Source organism: Paenibacillus sp. FSL K6-1566, assembly GCF_038050475.1.
Classification (GTDB): Bacteria; Bacillota; Bacilli; order Paenibacillales; family Paenibacillaceae; genus Paenibacillus_AQ; species Paenibacillus_AQ lactis.
In genome coordinates, this window is sequence record NZ_JBBOSR010000001.1 from 1212384 (window position 1) to 1231200 (window position 18817).

An 18817-nucleotide genomic window follows, 5' to 3' on the forward strand; every position below is an offset into this window, starting at 1 on the left:
GACTTTGAAGAGACCTTGGAAGATCATAGCATTCGGTATTATTGGCATTGTTTTTCTTGTCGTTATGTTCGCAGGTGCCTATATCAATAATATCGGATTCCATAACTTAAAGCTCATGTACATGTTGAGTACTACGGAGAAATTAATAGTTCCAATGGATAAAGTGGGGCATTATCTGGCAAGAGAGGATCGTTCCGTTGAACTTTTAAAAGAGCGAATGAGCAGTAAAGGATGGAGTTATGTCGAGCAAGAAGGCTCTAATTATTTTTTTGAAAAGGGAAATAAAGAAACGATCGTTACCATGCAGCAATGGAATCATAAATATATCATTTATCAGGTTAAAGATAACGTCATCAATATAGCGGACTAGTAAGCAGCTATGGCAAACACCCTCATCATTGATATTGAAATGGTGGGGGTTTGTTTTAATTAATTCTTCATCAACTATAAATAAGGCTGCATCATAATGTTTATAGAGGCGAATGAGTCACGGAATGGAAATAGAGCTTGTTTATAAAAATGATAAGATAAGAGTGGACTTTGGTGAATCAATAAGTAAATTCTGGGGCCTTTTTATATAGGGACTCATAGAGGGATGATACAATATGGAAAAGATGGTGCTTATATATTTTCCAGCCAAAACCATCAGAATAAAATAAGAAAGAGGATATCTATGGAAGTAGATTCTTTATTTAAAACATTAAGGGAGTATGAAGGTGTAGAGATCATTTTAGAGTGTTTCAGTGGATTAAGAATTGTAGGACAAACAGACACATTTTTTGAGATAGACAATGGATTAGATGATGATCACCCCGACTACACGGAATATTATGCAACTGCATTTCAATTTTATCCTATCTCCTTCTATTAACGAAGGCAGGGTATATAATTGGTTGCAAGAAGGAAAAAGTTCATTGGTTGAAATTTCCCTCTATGAAGATCCACCCAGTTCAGTATGTTTAACCGACGGAAAAAGAGTATGGGAAAGGGAGAAATTTATAAATAATCAGGAAGGCGGAAGGAGGGAAGTGAATTGAGGAAAAAAACCAGGACTGTACTGATTTCTTTCTCTGTAATAACGCTGATTATCTTTTCTATATTTTTGATTAGTCAAAACATCACGAACGATAGGGATTCAAAAATGAAACTGGAATCTATAATTGGTAATTCCGTATTTGAAGTGTGGAATTTTTATCACGATCTCGGAAACCTTCAAGATGTGGATGGTAATAGCATTCAGGAAATCAATAATCGGCTATATCGTGTAGAGAGCTATTCTAAAGTTATAGATTCGGGAGTATCGACAGAGTTATTAGTTCCTATTGCCAATAAAATGAATACTCAAATTAGCGCAATATCCTCAAACTATAATGAAACAGGGGAAATAACTGAAGCTGATCAGGAAATATTCAATCAATTGTCCCAAGATGCAAGAAAGATCTCTGAGCTGATTACAGAAGTTTATTATCAAAATAATATTCATCAAGAAGGGAAAATCAAACTTAACATTACGAACTATGAAGAGTTGACGAAATTTAAATAATTTAAATTCACACAAGAAGAAATAGGACTTTATCCGATCGCGGGCGAATTGCTTGTCGTTCTGTCTCCATACAAAACATGGACGGAGCAGCAGTTCGTTTTGCCTGTGTCTGTTAAACAGAGTGCAACGGAACCGTTGTTCCACAGGTAGAATCACAAGAAGATATAGATCAGAAGAACGGTGGATAAAAAGGAAATCGAGGAAACGGCACTTAAGAGGTTGGACTGCTTCGGAGTATGATTCGTATTCATTTTTGAAATGGTTAATCGATGAATGCCAAAAAAGAGCATTAAGCTAACGACCCATAAGAGGATGTTGAATAATCCGTTATTCCCTCGATTAATTAAATGAACAATGAATCCAGAAAAGTAATACCATATGAATCCAATGCAAACATTCAATATCAGGGCAGCTGTGATTTTCGCCTTCATGGCATACTCCTTTCAAATTCCATTATCAAACATATTATATCATAAAAGGAATATAAGTCGACGGGGACCTTCAGTACGGAAACCAGAAAAAAGGACACCAAGTCCTAAATAGACCTCGTGCCCTCAAATCAACGGATTCACATTGTTCGTTGTGCTTCTTGTTATTTCACGAATGAGTCCGGCAGCTTCAGGGAGACGACAGCATCGTCAGTCTCCTGCAGCCCTGAATCACTTAGAAATTGCTCGCGGAGCTCTTTTTTACTCTTACCTAATGCATACTTAACGCTAATATCAACGACATTGTCATGCGAACGAAATGCGGGGAATTGGTCCAACGAAAAAACAACCGCATCCGCTTGATAAGTCTTCGAATCCTCAGTCCCGCAAGGAGATTTGGAATCATCCGGGCATAGGTTTACGGTAATGGGGCGGTGCCGCGGATTGTGCTTGGCTGTTTCCCCATTGATGGAGCCGTCGATGTACTGGATGCTGATTTCCCGATCCTTTCTCGTATTCTCGACCGCAGAAACGACATACAGCCGATCCGGAACGGCTTGGTTATTCTGGTTGACGGCATCCTTCACCAAGAAAACGTACTGGTACCGGATGCTGATATTGTCTTCGATCTCCGAGATTTCGGTCAAAGGCTCCGTGTTCACGGATCCGGCGGATTTGATCCCTTCCAACTCATAGATTGCGCTTAATATTGATTCGGGGTCCGTGTTCAGCGGGACAGTTTGTTTGACGGACGTGCTGCAGCCGGTAAAAACGGCAGCGAAGGCCATGAAGATGGCTAGGATATATCGGTTCTTTTTGCGAATCACGCCTTTTCCAATCCTCCTTACAACGGCATGTACGATCATGGTTAATATATGAAGCTATCAAAACTAAGTTAATAGAATTCAGGGCATAATGCAAGCCAGGGCAGTACATAGGGAGGGGTGAAGGTGAAGACGGATCAAAGATCCTTAATGGCTGCGTGAAAAGTTACCTTTAACCGAAAGCCGAATCCAGAACTTGAAGATCCATCACCACTTTCTGCATTGACGGTCCGATGTATTGTTGAACATGAAAAAAAGGACACCAAGTCCTAAGCAGACCTCGTGCTCCCAGATAAATTGGTTATTGATGCTCGCAACATGACCCTTGATAGTGGATCGGTTGAACTTCATAAGAAAAACAGGAGATCATCTCTCGCAAACAGAGGCAGGTCTCCTGTTTTTCTTCATGACAACTTTCAGTAAGCTGATGCCTTATATTGATCGCCGGTATTCGCTCGGCGACATCCCGGCGTAATTCCGGAATAGCTTAATAAAATAGCTCGTATGCTCATATCCGAGCTGCTCGGAAATTTCCGCAACGTTTAAATCGGACTGGTTCAGCAACTCCTGGGCTCTTTCCATTTTCGTGCGGGTGACGAATTCGACGAAGGTTTCTCCTGTTTCCTGCTTGAAAATACGGCTGAAATGAGACGGGTTCAGATTCAAGCGATGCGCCATTTCCTCCATCGCGATTTTCTCGCCCATATGGAGGCGGACGTATCGCTGCGCCTCGGCAATTTCTCGGCGTACAACGGTTTGTTCCCGAAGCGACTCGATTTCGACGGATTTTTGTTCGAGAAATCCCTGGAGCCATTCCAGCAAATGGTCCAGCGTTTCGATCGAGGCGATTTTCCGCTGCAGCCTTTCGGTGTTGAAGTTGGTGACGAAGTTTTGCATGACGGTGTACTTGAGCTGGAGTTCCATTGTCATTTTGAGCACCCAGCATTTTACCGCCTCCACCGGATAGACCCTGCTTTCTATCAAATCTTTCCATTCTCTGACGGCAAGCGAGATCCGGGTCTTGTCCCCGGCAAGAATGCAATCTTTCAAATCCTGCAGGGCTTTGGAATAATGCAGGAAAATATCCTCTTCCGAGGTCTTCAGAGGCAGCATTTTCGTATAAACGCGCTCGCCCGTATAGAAACGAAACGTTGCGGCATCAAGCAATTTCTGAATCTCTTTTTTCAATTGGAGCAATTCGCGGCTCACTTCCCCGCGGATAAACGAGATGCCGATGCGCAGATGTTGAAACATCTGTTGTTGGACGCGTTGCAGTTCGCCCTGAACGTCCTCATGAAGATTCCGTGTCAACATATGCGGGAAGGGGAACAGCAACAGGTATTGGCGTTCGTTCAGGACAAACAGGAAGCTTCCGTTAACACGGACTAGTTCCTGCAAGGCGTTATGGATCACAAACTGCATGTTGACGGCTCCGCCAAACCGGACTTCCAATTCGGCGGCTCTATCCGGCAGGGCCAGGACTGGCAGATAAGGGACGCCGTCCTGGAGAAGGATGCCGGAATTTCGAAATTCGTTCGCCCATTCAGCTTCGCTCCAGACCGGTTGTTCAAGAAACTTGCGGATCAATCCGGATCGAATGGCGGATAGATGTTGTTGGACTTTCTTTTGGAGCTGATTCCGGTCATGTTCCAAGTCATTTTCCTTGGTCAATTGGTTCGTCAACCGGCCCAGCACGGAAACGACCTGGTCAATCCGAAGACTCTCCTTTAAAATATATTCGCTCACGTTAAGTTTTACGGCCATCTGCGCGTAGTGAAAATCTTCGTGACAAGACAAGATGACCGTCTTCAGCCGAGGGTTGGTAGCGCGCGCTTTTTCGATTAATTCCAGTCCGTCCATAACGGGCATTCCGATATCCGTGACGAGAATGTCCGGACGGTGAATTTGGCAAGCTTCCCATGCTTCGCCGCCGTCGGAACAAACGGCCGCCAAATCCAGACCCAGCGTCGTCCAGGGAATGCCGGCACTCAAATAATCCAATACCGTATAATGATCGTCGGCGACAAGAACTTTAAACATGATGATCATCCTCCCCTGTATTCTCGATCGGCAACAGCAGCTCCACGGTCGTGCGCCGCCCGTACTCGCTTTGAATATTCATTTCAAACCGCTCCCCGTACAACAATTTCAAACGGCTGAAGACATTGAACAGGCCGATACCGGCAGGAGAGATCCGTTCGCCCAGGTTCTTCTGCTCGATGATATCCTCCTTTTGATAACTAAGCCGCTTCTTCAATTCCTCAAGCGTCTCCGGATTCATGCCCAGGCCGTTATCCTCAACGGTGATGATAAATGAAGCGCCGGCGGTTTGCGCCCGGATCCAAATCATCCCGCCATTCTTCGAAAAGCCGTGTTTATACGCATTCTCGATAATCGGCTGCAAGATAAAGCGGGGAACGGTAGCGGCAAACGGGTCCGCTTGGATATGCCAATGAATCTCGATCGGAAATCGCGTAGTTAATTTCATTAAGTCCGTATATTGTTTGGCTGTTTCCATTTCGGCATAAAACGTAACGAATTCATCCTGCCTAAGGCTTGTCCGAAGCAACGAGGATAGCGACTCGACGGTGGCAGCGTTTTCATCATCGCCTTTCATCAACAATTTTAAACGGATCGAGTTCAATACGTTAAATAGGAAATGCGGATGAACTTGCGCCTGCAGCATCGCCATTTCAGCCTGACGTTTCAACTCCTGCTCCATCTTCACCTGCGTCAAGATTTGCTGGATGCGATCGAGCATAAAGTCGAACGAACGGCCGAGCCGGCCGATTTCATCAGGTCCGCGAATGTTGGAACGCACGCTTAAATCCCCGGATTCCACTTTCTTCGCCGCTTCCCCGAGCGCCAGAACCGGCCTGGTGAAGCGCCTTAACAAATAGGTAAGGGCGAGCAAAAAACCGATCGCGAACATCGCTTGCAGAAATAGCATCGTTTTAGAAATCCCGTTCATTTTTCCCGTAAGCTGTTCGTAAGGAGCCACGCTTACAAGCTTCCATCCCGAAAAACGAAGCGGGAGCGTAAGAAGCAATTGATTTTCCTCGCCTACCTGAATAATCTCCGGCGAAGCTGAAATAGGATGCGGCAGTATGTTCTCGAACCGGTCTCCGATCCAATCGGCATGGCGATTCGATAGGATGCGATTGTTTTCGTCTAGCAAATACACGTCCTCTTCCATATCGGCAAAGAGCTCCCGAATGCTGTTTTCCGTGCGGCTGACCACGAGATAGGCAAAGGGCGGTTTATTCACGGTCTCGGTCAATGCCCGCGCGGTCATATAAACATATTTCTGTTCAGGGTACAGCGGTGGCAGGTAGTTTTCCAGTCCGCCTAAAAATAACGTCTCGTAAGGTGTCAAGCGTTCCGCCCTCGAAAACCAGTCCTGCCGGAAAAAGCGCTGCGGCTGAAAGTCGTAGAACGAGTAGTCGGAGTATGCCCGGCCGTCTTCTGTCAGTAAGGTCAGGCGCAGGTCCTGCTTCTCGCCGGCGACCTGCTCCAATCGGGTCGTTAGCTGCCTCGCGGCGACAGGACTTTCTTTCGCCTCTTCCAATAATGTTTTAATTTCCGGATCCAATTGGACGAAGTTCGATATGGACACCATTTCTTCCAGTATCGCTTCCACTTGGGATTGCACAATCATGAGCGATTGCTCCGCTTTTCCGAGCGTGTGCTCGCGAATGATGATTTTGGAGTATACGCCGGTGGTGTAAAGCATGCCGATGGCAGGCAGTACGAGGCAAGCAATGGAAGTAACAATCAGTTTTTTTCGCAGGGACACATGCTTGAAGTTCAGTCGGATGCGCATTCGTTGTCCATCACCTCAGCCACAATGAATCGATTGCTTTTGCGTTATAAGCAAATATTAATGCATTCTGTGGACGGATTCATTCAACATTTTTTTCTATGCGGGAAAAAATATCGCAAAAATCTTTTTCGATTAGAAAAAATCGTTTCATGTGCGCCGGATACACCGGTGTCTATAATGAGAAAAAATAGAGATTAACAAAGAGGTGATGAGGTGATCCGAAGACGAACGTTCTACGAGACTGTTACCGGCTATTTGTTTATTTTGCCGATGCTGGTCTTGACGATGACCTTGGTCGTCATCCCGATTGTGCTGTCGGGGGTGATCAGCTTTACGGACTGGAATTTCATTGCGGGCATGGGGGGGCTGAACATAATCGGATGGGACAACTACATGGAGTTGTTTCGGGACGAAGCGTTTCACCGCTCCTTGCGAAATAACACCGTGTTGATCGCAGTCGTTCCGGTGTCCATGTTCATTGCGATGGTGCTCGCGGCACTGATTAACAAGGGGACGTACTTCAAGAGCTTTTTCAAAGTCATCTATTTTATGCCGTTTATTTCTAGTATTGTCGCAATCGCTTTGCTTTGGAGGGTGCTGTTCCATCCGAACAGCGGACCGATTAACGGCTTTTTACGGTCGATCGGTATCGATCACCCACCGATGTGGCTGGCGGATCCGAACTACGCGCTGATGGCCGTCATGATCATCATGATCTGGACTTCGCTAGGGTTTAACATGATCATTTATTTGGCCGGACTGCAAGGCATTCCGAAGGATCTTTATGAGGCGGCCGAAGTGGACGGAGCTTCGCCGATACGCCAGTTTTTCAAAATTACGCTGCCTATGCTGTCGCCGACAACCTTTTTCCTGTTGATTACGGGGGTTGTAGGATCTTTCAAGGTTTTTGATCTGATTATGGTGCTAACGAACGGAGGGCCGGCTGGTTCGACATCCGTTATTGTTTTCTATCTGTATGAAGAGGCTTTCGTGAATCTGGAATCCGGGTATGCATCCGCCATGGGGATTGTTCTGTTGATTCTGATACTGTTCATCACCTTGATCCAATGGGTAGGACAGAAGAAGTGGGTAAATTACTAGGAGGCCGTTAAACATGAAATCCATTCGACTGAACCGGGTCATCATTACGGCCCTGATGGGCATCGCAGGGATCTTCTTTATCCTGCCGTTTCTGTGGATGTTGTCGGCATCGTTCAAGCCAGAGCTTGAGGTGATGACTTATCCGATTCAATGGATCCCGAGTACGTGGAAAATCATTGAAAATTACAGCCAGGTATGGCTGGGGAGCATCCCGTTCGGGCTTTATTATCTGAACAGCATCAAGGTGACTTTACTGACGACTGCATTATCCTTGGTCATCTCCGCCATGGCGGCTTACGGCTTTTCCAAGGTTCATTTCAAAGGACGGGATGCGGTCTTTATACTGGTATTAGCTACGTACATGATTCCGCATCAAGCCATCCTTGTTCCGCAATTCATTATGTTTCGCTGGCTCGGATTGTTTGACAATCACATGAGCCTCGTGTTGCTGGGCGCTTCGGGGGTGTTGGGCACGTTTTTGCTGCGCCAGTTTTTCATGGGGGTTCATAACGAGATTATCGAATCCGCAAGAATCGACGGCGCGAATCACTGGAGGATCTTTTTCCGGATCGGGCTGCCGCTGGTCAAACCCGCGCTTTCGACCTACATGATACTCCGTTTCATTTGGACCTGGAACGACTACCAGAACCCGCTGATCTTCCTGCGCACAGATTCACTGTTCACGCTGCAGCTCGGCATTCGTAAATTTGCCGATTTTAACGGCGAATTTTATTCGCTCATGATGGCGGGAGCCGTATCCGCAATCCTGCCGCTGCTGATTATTTTCATTATAGGTCAAAAACAAGTCATAGAAGGGGTGGCATCAGGAAGCGTCAAAGGATAAACGATCTAACAGTAGTTCAAACCGTCATCGCTGGTTTTTTTGGAACGCTTATTATCATATACCAAGGGGGAATTCACATGTTCAAAAGAAATTGGAAGCGCTTTTTCGCTGCTGCGGCCATCCTTTCGCTCATCGTATCCGGATGTGCTTCAGGTTCGGGAGAAAGCCAGGGGGCCGGTTCGAACGGCAGCGCAGCGGACGGTACAGTGACCATCAAACTGCATACCTGGTATCCGAAGAAGACCGACAACTGGGATGTTGCCATCGCGGAATTCGAAAAAAAACATCCCAATATCAAAGTGGAATTCGTATCCGCGGAAGACAACAATTCCAACGAATATTACAAGAAGCTCGATCTCGCAGCGGCCTCCGGCGAAGCGCTGGACGTCGTAATGTTCAGCAACATGAATTACCTCAGCCAGCGTATGGAACTCGGCATGCTGGAACCGATCGACGGCTATCTGGAGCAAGAAGGTGCAGTCCTTGCTGACGAGTATACGGTAGATACCAGGATTGGGGGGAAAACGTACGGGTTGCCGGGCAAATCGGTTCTCCCCTTGGTGTTCATCAATGAAAACCATCTCAAAGAGGCGGGGCTTGAACTTCCGAAGGATTGGACGTGGGACGAATATATGCAGTATGCCAAGGCGATGACAAAAACCGATGCCGGCAAGACAAGATACGGAACTTATTTCCATAGTTGGTCCACGCAAGCATACTTTGTTCAGAGCATGAATCAAGCGGTCGGAGCGAACTTGACCACGGACGACGGAACGAAAGCCAACGCGGATACGCCGAGCGTTCGCAAGTCGTTGGAGCTGCGGCTGCAAGGGGAAGAGGAGGGCTTCGTGACGCCGTATTCGGAAGTCATCAGCCAAAAATTGAACTATCGCCCCCAATATTTCAATCAGGAAACGAGCATGATTTCAATGGGATCATTCCTGGTTCCGGAAACCGGAGGAACGGATCAAGTGCCGGCGACATTCAAAACGGTTTTCGCTCCCCTTCCGAAGGTGAATAAGGAAGATCCAATTTCGGGCAATGTCAGCGGTGATGTGCTGGGGATCTATAGCAAATCGAAGCATAAAGAAGAAGCGTACACGTTTATCCGTTGGTATACGACAGAGGGAATCGCCCTTCAAGGGAAGTACTTTCCTTCCTGGAAAAAGGTGAACATGGACGAAGTCGTCGATAACATCATCGCCGGCACGAAAACCCCGGAAATGATCGACAAGGAATCTTTGCTCTACGTGCTTGAACATACAAAACAAACGACGGCGGCGGTCGCGGTGCCGTTCCATGCGGAGCTGGAGAAAGTGTTCGTCGAAGAATTCGACGCGATGATGCTGTCGGGCCAGGATCTTGATACAACCGTAAAAAACGCACAGCAACGCATTCAAAAAATCATCGATTCCAAGTAGGAGGGAAGCTCATGCTTTATCCCATTATGACCGCATCCCGGACGGTCTTCGATTTAAACGGAATATGGAATTTTAAACTTGATTCCGGCAACGGATTCGCCGAGAAATGGCAGGAACGTCCGCTTTCGGATACGATCCCGATGGCGGTACCTTCCTCATACAATGATGTGGGCGTGAGCGCCGAAATTCGAGATCATGTCGGCTGGGTGTGGTATGAGCGGGAATTCATCGTTCCAAGCATGCTTTCCACAGAGCGAATCGTTCTCCGATTCGGATCGGCCACGCATGAGGCGAAGGTGTACGTCAACGGCCGCTTGGCGGCCGGGCACGCGGGCGGGTTTACGCCGTTCGAGACCGAAATCAACGAATGGTTAACCGAAGGGAAAAACCGGCTTACCGTTGCGGTCTGTAACGTGCTTGATGAATCAACGCTGCCCGTCGGCAACTATTCAGAGCAGGAGGTTGAAGGACTCGGCAAAATCGTTCGCAATCGTCCGAATTTTGATTTCTTTAATTATGCGGGACTTCACCGGCCGGTCAAAATCTATACGACGCCTTGGGTCTACATTCGGGATGTCGAGATCGTATCCGGCGTGCAGTCTGATGGATCCGCCTTGGTGAATTATTCGGTGGCTGCAAGCGGCACGGTGGAGACAAAGGTCAGAATCCTGGATGAGGACGGCGTCGTTGTCGCGAGTGGAGAGGGGGCGGAAGGCGAATTAATGATCACGGGAGCGAAGCTCTGGGAGCCGCTGAACGCTTACTTGTACAGGCTGAAAATCGAGCTGCTGCAACATGGTGAGAAGATCGACGAATACGAGCAGCCCTTCGGGATTCGAACGGTGGAAGTGAAAGAAGGAAAGTTCCTCATCAACGGTAAAGCGTTCTACTTTAAAGGATTCGGCAAGCACGAGGATTCCCCGATTCACGGCAGGGGATTCAACGAGGCAGCCAACGTGATGGATTTTCGCTTGATGAAATGGATCGGCGCCAATTCGTTCCGGACGTCCCATTATCCGTACTCGGAAGAGCTCATGCGGCTAGCCGACCGGGAAGGCTTTGTCGTGATCGACGAGGTGGCAGCTGTCGGCTTGCATTTGAATTTCATGGCGATTCATGCAAAGGGCCCGAAACGGAATACGTGGAAGGAAATCAAAACCGGCGAGGCGCATCGGGAGGCCATTCGTGAATTGATTGCGAGGGACAAAAACCACGCCTGTGTCGTGATGTGGTCAATCGCCAACGAGCCGGCAACGGCGGAGGACGGGGCGTATGAGTACTTTGAACCGCTGTTCCGGCTGGCGAAGGAATGCGATCCGCAGCAGCGTCCCGTCACGGTAGTGACCTTGCAGGAAGGCAGCCCCGAAGATTGCAAGGTATCGGATCTGGCGGATGTCCTGTGCTTAAACCGCTACTACGGTTGGTATGTGGAAGGCGGGGAGTGGGAGTTGGCTCAGGCCAAGCTCCGCCGCGAACTCGAAGGCTGGAACAAACGCTGCCCGGACAAACCGATCATCATGACGGAATACGGCGCGGATACGATCGCCGGGTTTCACGATGTCGATCCCGTCATGTTCACCGAGGAGTTTCAGGTCAAATTTTTGCAGGCGAATCACGAAGTCTTTGACGAATGCAGAAATTTCGCCGGGGAACACGTATGGAATTTCGCCGACTTCCATACAAGTCAAAATATCATTCGGGTTCAAGGAAACAAAAAAGGCGTATTTACCCGCGACCGCAAACCAAAAGCCGCTGCACACGAGCTGAGAAAGCGGTGGCATTCGATTCCCGATTTTGAGTACAAGCCGTAAATTTTCCTGTCCCGCAATGATAAGGAAGGGGCTTTAAACGGGAAGGCAAGGAGCTTAGTCTCCTTGCCTTTTTCAATATTAAACGTGACCAGGGTCATGACTGCCCTACCGCCAAATGAAGTTCCTCTTGTTTTAGTTTACCGAGCAGTGCTCGACGCTCACCGCTCCTCTAACCTTCCTCAAGCGGCTTCACTTCAACGTCCTCACATCCACCGTATTGGACAGGACATCCACTTCATTCGGAATAATCCCTTTCTCAAACATATAATCGGCGACCGCTTGCCAACGTTGGCGGACGGTGTCATCAATCGGGTCAAACGGGTATAAAGAGCCTTCCAGCTGCTGACGAGCCACAGGCTCGGAGACGCCTTGGATGTCCTGAATTAATTGGACGGTGTGATCGACGTCGCCCGATAGAAGCGCGGACTCTTCATTCAAGCCTTCGAACACTTCATGGACGAGCTCAGGATGCTCCTTCAGGAAGCCGTTTCGCACAATATACACCGTATCGTTCTCGGATTCGATATCGCCTGCGGAAATGACCAGCTCTGCACCGAAGTCGACGAGCGCCACGGCCGTAAAAGAACCCCATGTCGCCCAAGCGTCAACTTGCCCGCTTTCAAAGGCAGGCCCCGCTTCCGTTGGCGGAAGATAGACGATCTCGACTTCGCTTGCATCAAGTCCGCCTTTCTCCAGCGCTTTATATAGTAAGTATTCGCCCGTGCCGCCGCGGTTGACGGCGATTTTTTTACCTCGGAGGTCGGAAGGGCCCTTAATGCCGGCTTCCGGCTTGGCTACAATGCCTTGATTATCTTGATCGCCAGGCTGCTTCGTAAAAATCGTAAATTCCGAGGAGCCTCCGACAAGGGCGCTGATGGCTGCCGTAATCGAGCCGATCGTGATGTCGATCGAACCGGCGTTTAACGCTTCGATCGCCGGCGACATGGCGGCGAAACCGCCGGTTTTTTCAATGCTCGCTCCGGCTGCTTCCAGCCTTTTATACAGAGGCCCGACTTCCTCGGATAAACTTAATGGCTGGGCACTGCGCAGGATGCCAAGACGAACGGGGACGGCCTCATTCTCGGCACTGGCTTGATTCGCTTGGCCGGCTTTGCCGCAAGCCGATAACGTAACTAACAGAATTACTAATAGTAGATGTAAGCTTATTTTTCGCATAGGACACTTCCCTTTTTGCCGGATCATTTAGTGGATGTTATGAGCCCACGTGAAGACCTTCTCCTGTTCTTCTTGCTTCGGCGTCGTCACGGCCTGACGGTTCACGCGTAGATGGGGCAGGATGTATTCTCCTACACGGTAAGCTTCTTCAAGCAGCGGAACACCGGAGAAAATAAACGTTGAAATGCCCGCATCCTGATACTCTCTTAAACGCGCCAGAACGGTTGCCGGACTGCCAACGATCGTGGTGCCCGGACCTGGTCGTACCAGACTCATCCCGGCCCATAAATCCGGATAAATTTCGAGCTCCCGCGCGTATTTAGGAATTTGGCCGTTGTGGTTGCGCAGCATGCGCTGCTGCCCCACCGAATCGCTGTTTCGAAGAATGGTTTGCATATGCTCCACGGTCTGCGGATCCATCGTCTTGAGCAGCCGGTCCGCTTCTTGCCAAGCTTCCTCATCCGTATCGCGCACGATCAGATACAGCCGGATGCCATACCGCATCGTACGGCCTTGCTCTGCCGCTAAAGCCTGAAGATCTTGAATCTTCTCGGCGACCTGCGGAGGCGTTTCGCCCCAGCTCAGGTACGTATCGATGTGCTTGGCGGCCGTGAGGTGAGCCGCTTGCGATGATCCGCCGAACCACAGGGGCGGCGTTGGCTTTTGCGTGGAGGTGAGCTGCAAGGCTTTGCCTTCGACGGTAATGTACTTGCCATGGAAATCCAGGTGTTCTCCGGCCACGGCTTGCTTCCATACCTGAATCCATTCATCCGTGTAGGCATAACGTTCATCATGCCCAAGCGTTGATCCATAGGCGCGCATTTGCGCCGTGTTCCCGTTCACGATATTTAATAGGACGCGTCCTCCAGAGAAATCATCGAAGGTTTGCGCCATTTTCGCGGCGAGCACGGGGGAGATCAGAGGCGGATGCACAGCGATGAGAAAACGCATATTGTTCGTGCTGGAGATCAGGGAGGAGCCCAGCACCCACGTATCATGCGGGCCCGTTGCCAGCAAGGCGCCGGTAAACCCTAATTGATCGACAGCCGAGGCAATCTGCCTCAGGTAAGGCAAATCGATTTTGCGCGCGCCATCCGTTGACCAAGGACTGCGGCCATCCGGCGCTGTTAAATACCAATACACTTCAACGTTCTCTTTGTGAGCAGCCATGCTATTCTCCTCCAATTTCTACGGGTACGGGCAGAACGGCATCGGAAACGACAATGCTTTTCGGCAAAATATGCTGCCTTGCTAACAGATCGGCAACCCGCTGCTGTTCGGTTATGAACTCCTCGGTAATCGGCTGCAGCCCCCAAGGTCTCCGCCGAAGCGCGGCTTCCCATGAATCCGCGGATGGCCAATCGGGCAGGTCCCGGGCAAACAGCTCTGCCGCTTCGCGCGTGTTGTCTTGAATCCATTGATCTGCTTGCTGCAGCGCTTCAACGACAGCCTTAAGCAGCTGCGGCTGATTCGTCGCAAAATCCCGGCTGGCAAACCATACGGAACGGTGGGAGATATGGGACTCAAGCGGCACCAGCGTGCGAACGAGACCTTTGTAATGCAGCTCCGTCAGCTGCGGATCGTTGCCGACCCAAGCCTCCACTTCGCCGGCCAGCAGTGCTTTTGCCCCCTTATTGCCTATATCCGCACGAGCGACATCATCATATAGAAGGCCTGCCTTATCGAGCGCGGTTGCCAGAAAACTCGTATGCCAGGAACCTTCGGACAGCGCAATGCGCAAGCCTTTCAAATCCGCAACGGATTGCACCGGCGATTCCTTGCGCACGACTAAGGCGCCGCTGGCTGTACGAGGATTCGATACCGCAACGTACACAATATCGATACCCGACGCCTGCGCGGTTAAAGGCGGGGTAGACCCTGTACCGCCGAAGTCGATTTCGCCGGATGCGATCCGCAGCGGCGTCCTCGCTCCGTCGGTGTAATCAACCCAGGCAACGGTTGCGTTAAGGTCTTTAAGAATCTCTTCCAAAAAGCCCAAGCGGCGCAATACGAATAACGAATGATTATTAGGATGAACGCCGATGGTTACGTCTGCTTTCGTTTGAGTCATGTGAGGGACACTCCTTTGGCAATGTTTTGTTCAGCCGCGGCTAACGGTTCTTGAAGAATCCAGTCCCATACGTTTACGGGATTCGGGAGGAAACCATGCTCGAACAGGAATCTGCTCTGGGCTTCAAGCGCTTTTAAATAGTCTTCACGCAGTGACGGTCGAAGGGAAATATTGCGATAAGCTGAGGCAACATATTCGGAGGAAGCGCCGGTTTCCTTCGTAACGACCCGAATGAAATCCTCGGGATGATCTTTGGACCAATCGGCGGCGCGAAGCAGAGAAGTGAGAATCTGCTCCACGACATGCTCCTGCTCCGTTAAGGCCGTATCGACCGTCACGGTTCGGGGCACGCCATTGTTGACTCGCACCAGCGGATCCGGATGGAACCCGAGCTCGATCACTTCCTTTAGCCCGACCGTACGGGCGACCTCCAGTCCGGTAGCTCCTTTGACAAAAACAGCATCGATCTCACGCCGCTGCAGCGCCTCAATTTCGGTATTCCAGGAATCCCTTCTTCCTTCACGAGCCGCTTCAAGATGTGTGATGTTGACGTCATCCAGCGTAAGATTCGCCAGCGAGAGCGCATTATGAAACCCGCGAAGCGCTTGGGCCGCTCGAAAATCGATCTCCAAATATCGATGACGAGGAATCCCTATTCGTTTTCCGCGCAAATCGCCAGGCCCCTGAATATCCGAGTCGGGAAGGGTGAGGATGGCTTGATATTCATCGACCCAGCTTAGTCCGATCAGCCGCGTATCGCTTCCGGTTGAGCGTGCCCATAAAGCCGGAATGTTGCCTCCTTCCCGCACCAGGAAAGGCAAGGTGTGATTAAAATGCGCATCAGGCAAAGCTTGACGGGTGTCTCGCGTCAGCTCCGCTGCCGTACATCCGGACTTTTCAAGCTCCTGATCAAGCAGCCCGAGGTCAAGGGCCAAACTGGCTGCTGTCGGAACCGGGCAGCGGGTAATCCTTATTTCTTTTACGATTTCTTGCGGACTATCGATGTTGGGCATGGTTTCTATGGCTCCTTTCTTTTTCTAGATATCAGAACGTATAAACTTCGGAGAATCTGCTGCCTGATATCGCAAGAGAAACTACCGCTAAACGCGGTCTGTCTTCTTTGAAAGTACGTTGATAGACGTTTTTCTTACGGTTTCACATCCGGTCATACCGCTCGCTTGTGATCCACCTCCTTCTAGAAATAGTTATGGAATTCTCCTCCCAAGCGGGAGGGTATTCGAAACCTATGAACCTTTCTTTAAGGGATAGGGGAGGCTTTCTGCTTCATGCCGGCATGCCACTTCGGTTATGCCCAAGACCCGTTTCAGGATGTGATCGATAAATGCGGCCACTTCGGCATTTCCCCGTTGACGGGGGCGGGGGAAAGGGACGGCTCGATCCATCGCGACCCGGCCTTCCTCAATGAGGACCACGCGATCGGCCAAGACGACAGCCTCTTCGACATCGTGCGTAATCAGGACGGTCGTAAATGGCTGCTGCTGCCAGAGTGATTCGATCAATTGCTGCATTTCAATGCGGGTCAATGCATCCAGCGCGCCTAAAGGCTCATCGAGCAGCAATAGTTTGGGCTGGCTGGCGAGCGCTCTGGCTAAGGCGACGCGCTGCTTCTGACCGCCGGAGAGCAAGGACGGCCAATCATTGGCCCGGGCACCGAGCCCAACCTGTTCTAAAGCGGCTTCGGCTTTATGACGATCTTCTTTTCGAAGTCCGATCGCTACATTATCGATGACCTTATTCCAGGGCAGCAGCCTGGCATCTTGAAACATCATCCGGGTCTCGGCATGCACATGGTGGACCGGATGGTCATTGATCCATACGCCTCCCGACGTGGCGGGCTCCAATCCGGCGATGACGCGCAATAGCGTGCTTTTCCCGCAGCCGCTTCGCCCGATGATGGCTATGAACTCTCCAGGCTTCACGTCTAACTCAACGCCTCGAAGTACAGGCTGTTCGCCAAAGCTTTTCTGTAATTGGGTTATACGAAGATGCACACCATGGGTAGAGGATTTCAGGGTCGACACATCCTTTCAGGGCTTAGTTGTGATAATTCGGGTTCCAGCGTAAGAACCGCCTCTCTAAGAGTTTGGCGATGGAATCGGCCAGCTTTCCAAATAAGGCATACAGCACAATGGTCAGCAGAATGATATCGGTTTGCATGTATTCTCTTGCATTCATGGCCAGAAAGCCGATGCCCGAATTCGTAGCAATCGTCTCGGATACGATCAGGGTGAGCCACATGATGCCTAAAGCGTAGCGGAGTCCGACCAGAATGGAAGGCAGGGCGCCGGGCAGAACGACTTTCCAGAAGAGCGAAGCGGTGCGCAGCCCGTATACGCTGCCCATTTCGATCAATCCGTTATCCACGGATCGGATGCCGTGCAAGGTATTGATGTAGACCGGGAATAACACGCCGATCGCGACCAAAAATATTTTCGACTCCTCGCCAATGCCAAACCATAGGACGACTAGAGGAATCATCGCCAGATGAGGAACATTGCGTACCATTTGAATCGTGGTATCCAACAATTTTTCAGCGATGGGCGATAAGCCGTTGATGAAGCCCAGTACAAGGCCGATTCCCCCGCCGATTAAGAAACCTATGAACGCTCTTTGAAAGCTGATGGAGACGTGTTCGATTAACTTTCCTGATAACAGCAAATCTTTGAAAGAAAATAAAACGTCTTGAGGCAGGGGGAGGATTTTCCTCGATATCACATCAAGATTGGATAATATGGCCCACACAACGATTAGTAAGATGGGGAGAACCCAAGGCAAACATTTTCCGATCAATGGATTGGACATGAGCTTTCTCATCGCTTCAACTCACCTAGCCTTCAAAAATAGGATCAAAAATAAAAGGCCACAGCTCCAGCAGAATATCCTGCTGAGGCTGTGACCTCCATTTGAATGGTCGGTATCTTTTTAATATTTAATAATTCCTATAAGTTTAATATGGATTTGATTATACTTCCGGATTTTGGTTTCGTCAACCGGAAATGTGCGAGTCCATGGAAGAAGTTATGTTAAAATATGGTGTAATGCAAATTCTCTCTTACGGAAAATACGTACTTGAGTGAAGATGATGTGTAGGAGTGTTTTATATGAACAAAAAAATAGTCTTGTTGTATCTTCTTCTTGTTACGTTGCTCATAACCTCCTGTTCGCCGAAAAACCAGGATCGAATAGAAGAAGAATCCGGCTCGTTGGAGATGGTAAATATTTATTTGTACCGTAACGATTCCCATCGCGTTCAGCCTGAGTTGATCAATGTACAAAGTGATCCTGATTTGCTAAAGACTGCTGCACAATGGGCACATCGTGGAGAGTTTGAACCGTTGCCTGAAACCCAAGAAATAGAGCAAATGTATGTCTTTCAGTTTCAATTTCGGAACGGAGATACCATCCAAGATGTGTATTATATGTACGTTACGGACACGAGTAATAAGCAGTACATGAAGGAATTTGAAGGGAGTCTTAAAAAGGATACCGACAAATTTGACGATTTGGAAAAAGAACGGATACTAAATTTAATTGGACTTGAGAGCTGGAAAAAGGTTTCAGCATCAGACTTATTAAATTCGTGATCGTTACGTGGTAATCAGGGCGAATCTTATATAGACATGAAATGTGTGGGGACAAGAGTGTCTAATATATTATATGGTTTTGGGACGTTCCCCGTATATCACCCAAGGGTGCAATAACTAATATGAACCGCTCCCGCTGGAGGATGTGTTCATTCAAAGGTCACAACTCC

16 protein-coding genes and 1 pseudogene are annotated in these 18817 nt (G+C 49.1%); 8 read left to right on the forward strand and 9 right to left on the reverse strand.

The window, feature by feature from the left end; translation table 11 throughout:
* Positions 1-4: 4 nt before the first annotated feature.
* From NST08_RS05180 to NST08_RS05190, 3 genes and pseudogenes are all read left to right on the forward strand, one after another.
* Positions 5-370, forward strand: coding sequence for a hypothetical protein (locus tag NST08_RS05180; RefSeq protein WP_028404403.1), 366 nt, complete (start codon positions 5-7; stop codon positions 368-370).
* A 303-nt stretch (positions 371-673) separates the two neighbouring features.
* Positions 674-1037, forward strand: a pseudogene (locus NST08_RS05185) (hypothetical protein).
* Positions 1034-1543, forward strand: a complete 510-nt coding sequence (locus NST08_RS05190; protein ID WP_028404402.1) for a hypothetical protein — start codon at positions 1034-1036, stop codon at positions 1541-1543. Before NST08_RS05185 ends, NST08_RS05190 begins: the two are co-directional and overlap by 4 nt.
* Before the next feature lie 592 nt (positions 1544-2135).
* Here NST08_RS05190 and NST08_RS05195 read toward each other — a convergent pair.
* The 3 genes from NST08_RS05195 to NST08_RS05205 all read right to left on the reverse strand — a co-directional run bounded on the left by NST08_RS05195 (position 2136) and on the right by NST08_RS05205 (position 6618).
* Complete coding sequence (locus NST08_RS05195) at positions 2136-2798, reverse strand: hypothetical protein (RefSeq protein WP_028404400.1); 663 nt, start codon at positions 2796-2798, stop codon at positions 2136-2138.
* A 429-nt stretch (positions 2799-3227) separates the two neighbouring features.
* Positions 3228-4835 carry a response regulator transcription factor gene (locus tag NST08_RS05200; protein WP_028404399.1) on the reverse strand — a complete coding sequence of 536 codons (1608 nt, stop codon included), beginning with the start codon at positions 4833-4835 and terminating at the stop codon, positions 3228-3230.
* Positions 4828-6618 (reverse strand): sensor histidine kinase, encoded by a 1791-nt coding sequence (locus NST08_RS05205; RefSeq protein WP_028404398.1) that lies wholly within the window; start codon positions 6616-6618, stop codon positions 4828-4830. The genes NST08_RS05200 and NST08_RS05205 overlap by 8 nt, the downstream gene beginning before the upstream one ends.
* Positions 6619-6831: 213 nt before the next feature.
* Between NST08_RS05205 and NST08_RS05210 the strand changes: the two genes are divergently transcribed.
* The 4 genes from NST08_RS05210 (at position 6832) to uidA (ending at position 11795) form a co-directional block, all read left to right on the forward strand.
* Entirely contained in the window at positions 6832-7719 is an 888-nt protein-coding gene (locus NST08_RS05210) for an ABC transporter permease subunit (RefSeq protein ID WP_051425051.1), read from the forward strand.
* Positions 7720-7732: 13 nt separating this feature from the next.
* On the forward strand, positions 7733-8563 hold the full coding sequence (locus NST08_RS05215; protein ID WP_099477429.1) for a carbohydrate ABC transporter permease: 831 nt from the start codon (positions 7733-7735) through the stop codon (positions 8561-8563).
* 77 nt (positions 8564-8640) lie between these two features.
* On the forward strand, positions 8641-9984 hold the full coding sequence (locus NST08_RS05220) for an ABC transporter substrate-binding protein (protein ID WP_341341546.1): 1344 nt from the start codon (positions 8641-8643) through the stop codon (positions 9982-9984).
* 11 nt (positions 9985-9995) lie between these two features.
* Positions 9996-11795: a beta-glucuronidase gene (gene uidA, locus NST08_RS05225; RefSeq protein ID WP_028404395.1), complete on the forward strand. Its 1800-nt coding sequence runs from the start codon at positions 9996-9998 to the stop codon at positions 11793-11795.
* 189 nt (positions 11796-11984) lie between these two features.
* Here the strand turns inward: uidA and NST08_RS05230 are convergent, their stop codons facing one another.
* From NST08_RS05230 to ssuC, 6 genes are all read right to left on the reverse strand, one after another.
* Positions 11985-12971, reverse strand: a complete 987-nt coding sequence (locus tag NST08_RS05230) for an ABC transporter substrate-binding protein (protein ID WP_341341547.1) — start codon at positions 12969-12971, stop codon at positions 11985-11987.
* 27 nt (positions 12972-12998) lie between these two features.
* Positions 12999-14141: an LLM class flavin-dependent oxidoreductase gene (locus NST08_RS05235; protein WP_341341548.1), complete on the reverse strand. Its 1143-nt coding sequence runs from the start codon at positions 14139-14141 to the stop codon at positions 12999-13001.
* A 1-nt stretch (position 14142) separates the two neighbouring features.
* Positions 14143-15042: an aliphatic sulfonate ABC transporter substrate-binding protein gene (locus NST08_RS05240; RefSeq protein ID WP_341341549.1), complete on the reverse strand. Its 900-nt coding sequence runs from the start codon at positions 15040-15042 to the stop codon at positions 14143-14145.
* Positions 15039-16055, reverse strand: coding sequence for an ABC transporter substrate-binding protein (locus NST08_RS05245; protein ID WP_144878733.1), 1017 nt, complete (start codon positions 16053-16055; stop codon positions 15039-15041). Before NST08_RS05245 ends, NST08_RS05240 begins: the two co-directional genes overlap by 4 nt.
* A 231-nt stretch (positions 16056-16286) precedes the next feature.
* Positions 16287-17084 carry an ATP-binding cassette domain-containing protein gene (locus NST08_RS05250; protein WP_341341550.1) on the reverse strand — a complete coding sequence of 266 codons (798 nt, stop codon included), beginning with the start codon at positions 17082-17084 and terminating at the stop codon, positions 16287-16289.
* A 13-nt stretch (positions 17085-17097) separates the two neighbouring features.
* Positions 17098-17877, reverse strand: coding sequence for an aliphatic sulfonate ABC transporter permease SsuC (gene ssuC, locus NST08_RS05255; RefSeq protein WP_028404389.1), 780 nt, complete (start codon positions 17875-17877; stop codon positions 17098-17100).
* Positions 17878-18164: 287 nt separating this feature from the next.
* Here ssuC and NST08_RS05260 point away from each other — a divergent pair, with 287 nt between their 5' ends.
* Positions 18165-18647: a hypothetical protein gene (locus NST08_RS05260; protein WP_232239257.1), complete on the forward strand. Its 483-nt coding sequence runs from the start codon at positions 18165-18167 to the stop codon at positions 18645-18647.
* Positions 18648-18817 lie beyond the last annotated feature (170 nt).

What these genes read in the sequence shown, in the direction of transcription:
- NST08_RS05200 (WP_028404399.1), bottom strand. Translation starts at nt 4,835, where the DNA reads ATGTTTAAAGTTCTTGTCGCCGACGATCATTATACGGTATTGGATTAT.
- NST08_RS05205 (WP_028404398.1), bottom strand. Translation starts at nt 6,618, where the DNA reads ATGCGCATCCGACTGAACTTCAAGCATGTGTCCCTGCGAAAAAAACTG.
- NST08_RS05215 (WP_099477429.1), top strand. Translation starts at nt 7,733, where the DNA reads ATGAAATCCATTCGACTGAACCGGGTCATCATTACGGCCCTGATGGGC.
- NST08_RS05220 (WP_341341546.1), top strand. Translation starts at nt 8,641, where the DNA reads ATGTTCAAAAGAAATTGGAAGCGCTTTTTCGCTGCTGCGGCCATCCTT.
- uidA (WP_028404395.1), top strand. Translation starts at nt 9,996, where the DNA reads ATGCTTTATCCCATTATGACCGCATCCCGGACGGTCTTCGATTTAAAC.
- NST08_RS05230 (WP_341341547.1), bottom strand. Translation starts at nt 12,971, where the DNA reads ATGCGAAAAATAAGCTTACATCTACTATTAGTAATTCTGTTAGTTACG.
- NST08_RS05235 (WP_341341548.1), bottom strand. Translation starts at nt 14,141, where the DNA reads ATGGCTGCTCACAAAGAGAACGTTGAAGTGTATTGGTATTTAACAGCG.
- NST08_RS05240 (WP_341341549.1), bottom strand. Translation starts at nt 15,042, where the DNA reads ATGACTCAAACGAAAGCAGACGTAACCATCGGCGTTCATCCTAATAAT.
- NST08_RS05245 (WP_144878733.1), bottom strand. Translation starts at nt 16,055, where the DNA reads ATGCCCAACATCGATAGTCCGCAAGAAATCGTAAAAGAAATAAGGATT.
- ssuC (WP_028404389.1), bottom strand. Translation starts at nt 17,877, where the DNA reads ATGAGAAAGCTCATGTCCAATCCATTGATCGGAAAATGTTTGCCTTGG.
- NST08_RS05260 (WP_232239257.1), top strand. Translation starts at nt 18,165, where the DNA reads ATGAACAAAAAAATAGTCTTGTTGTATCTTCTTCTTGTTACGTTGCTC.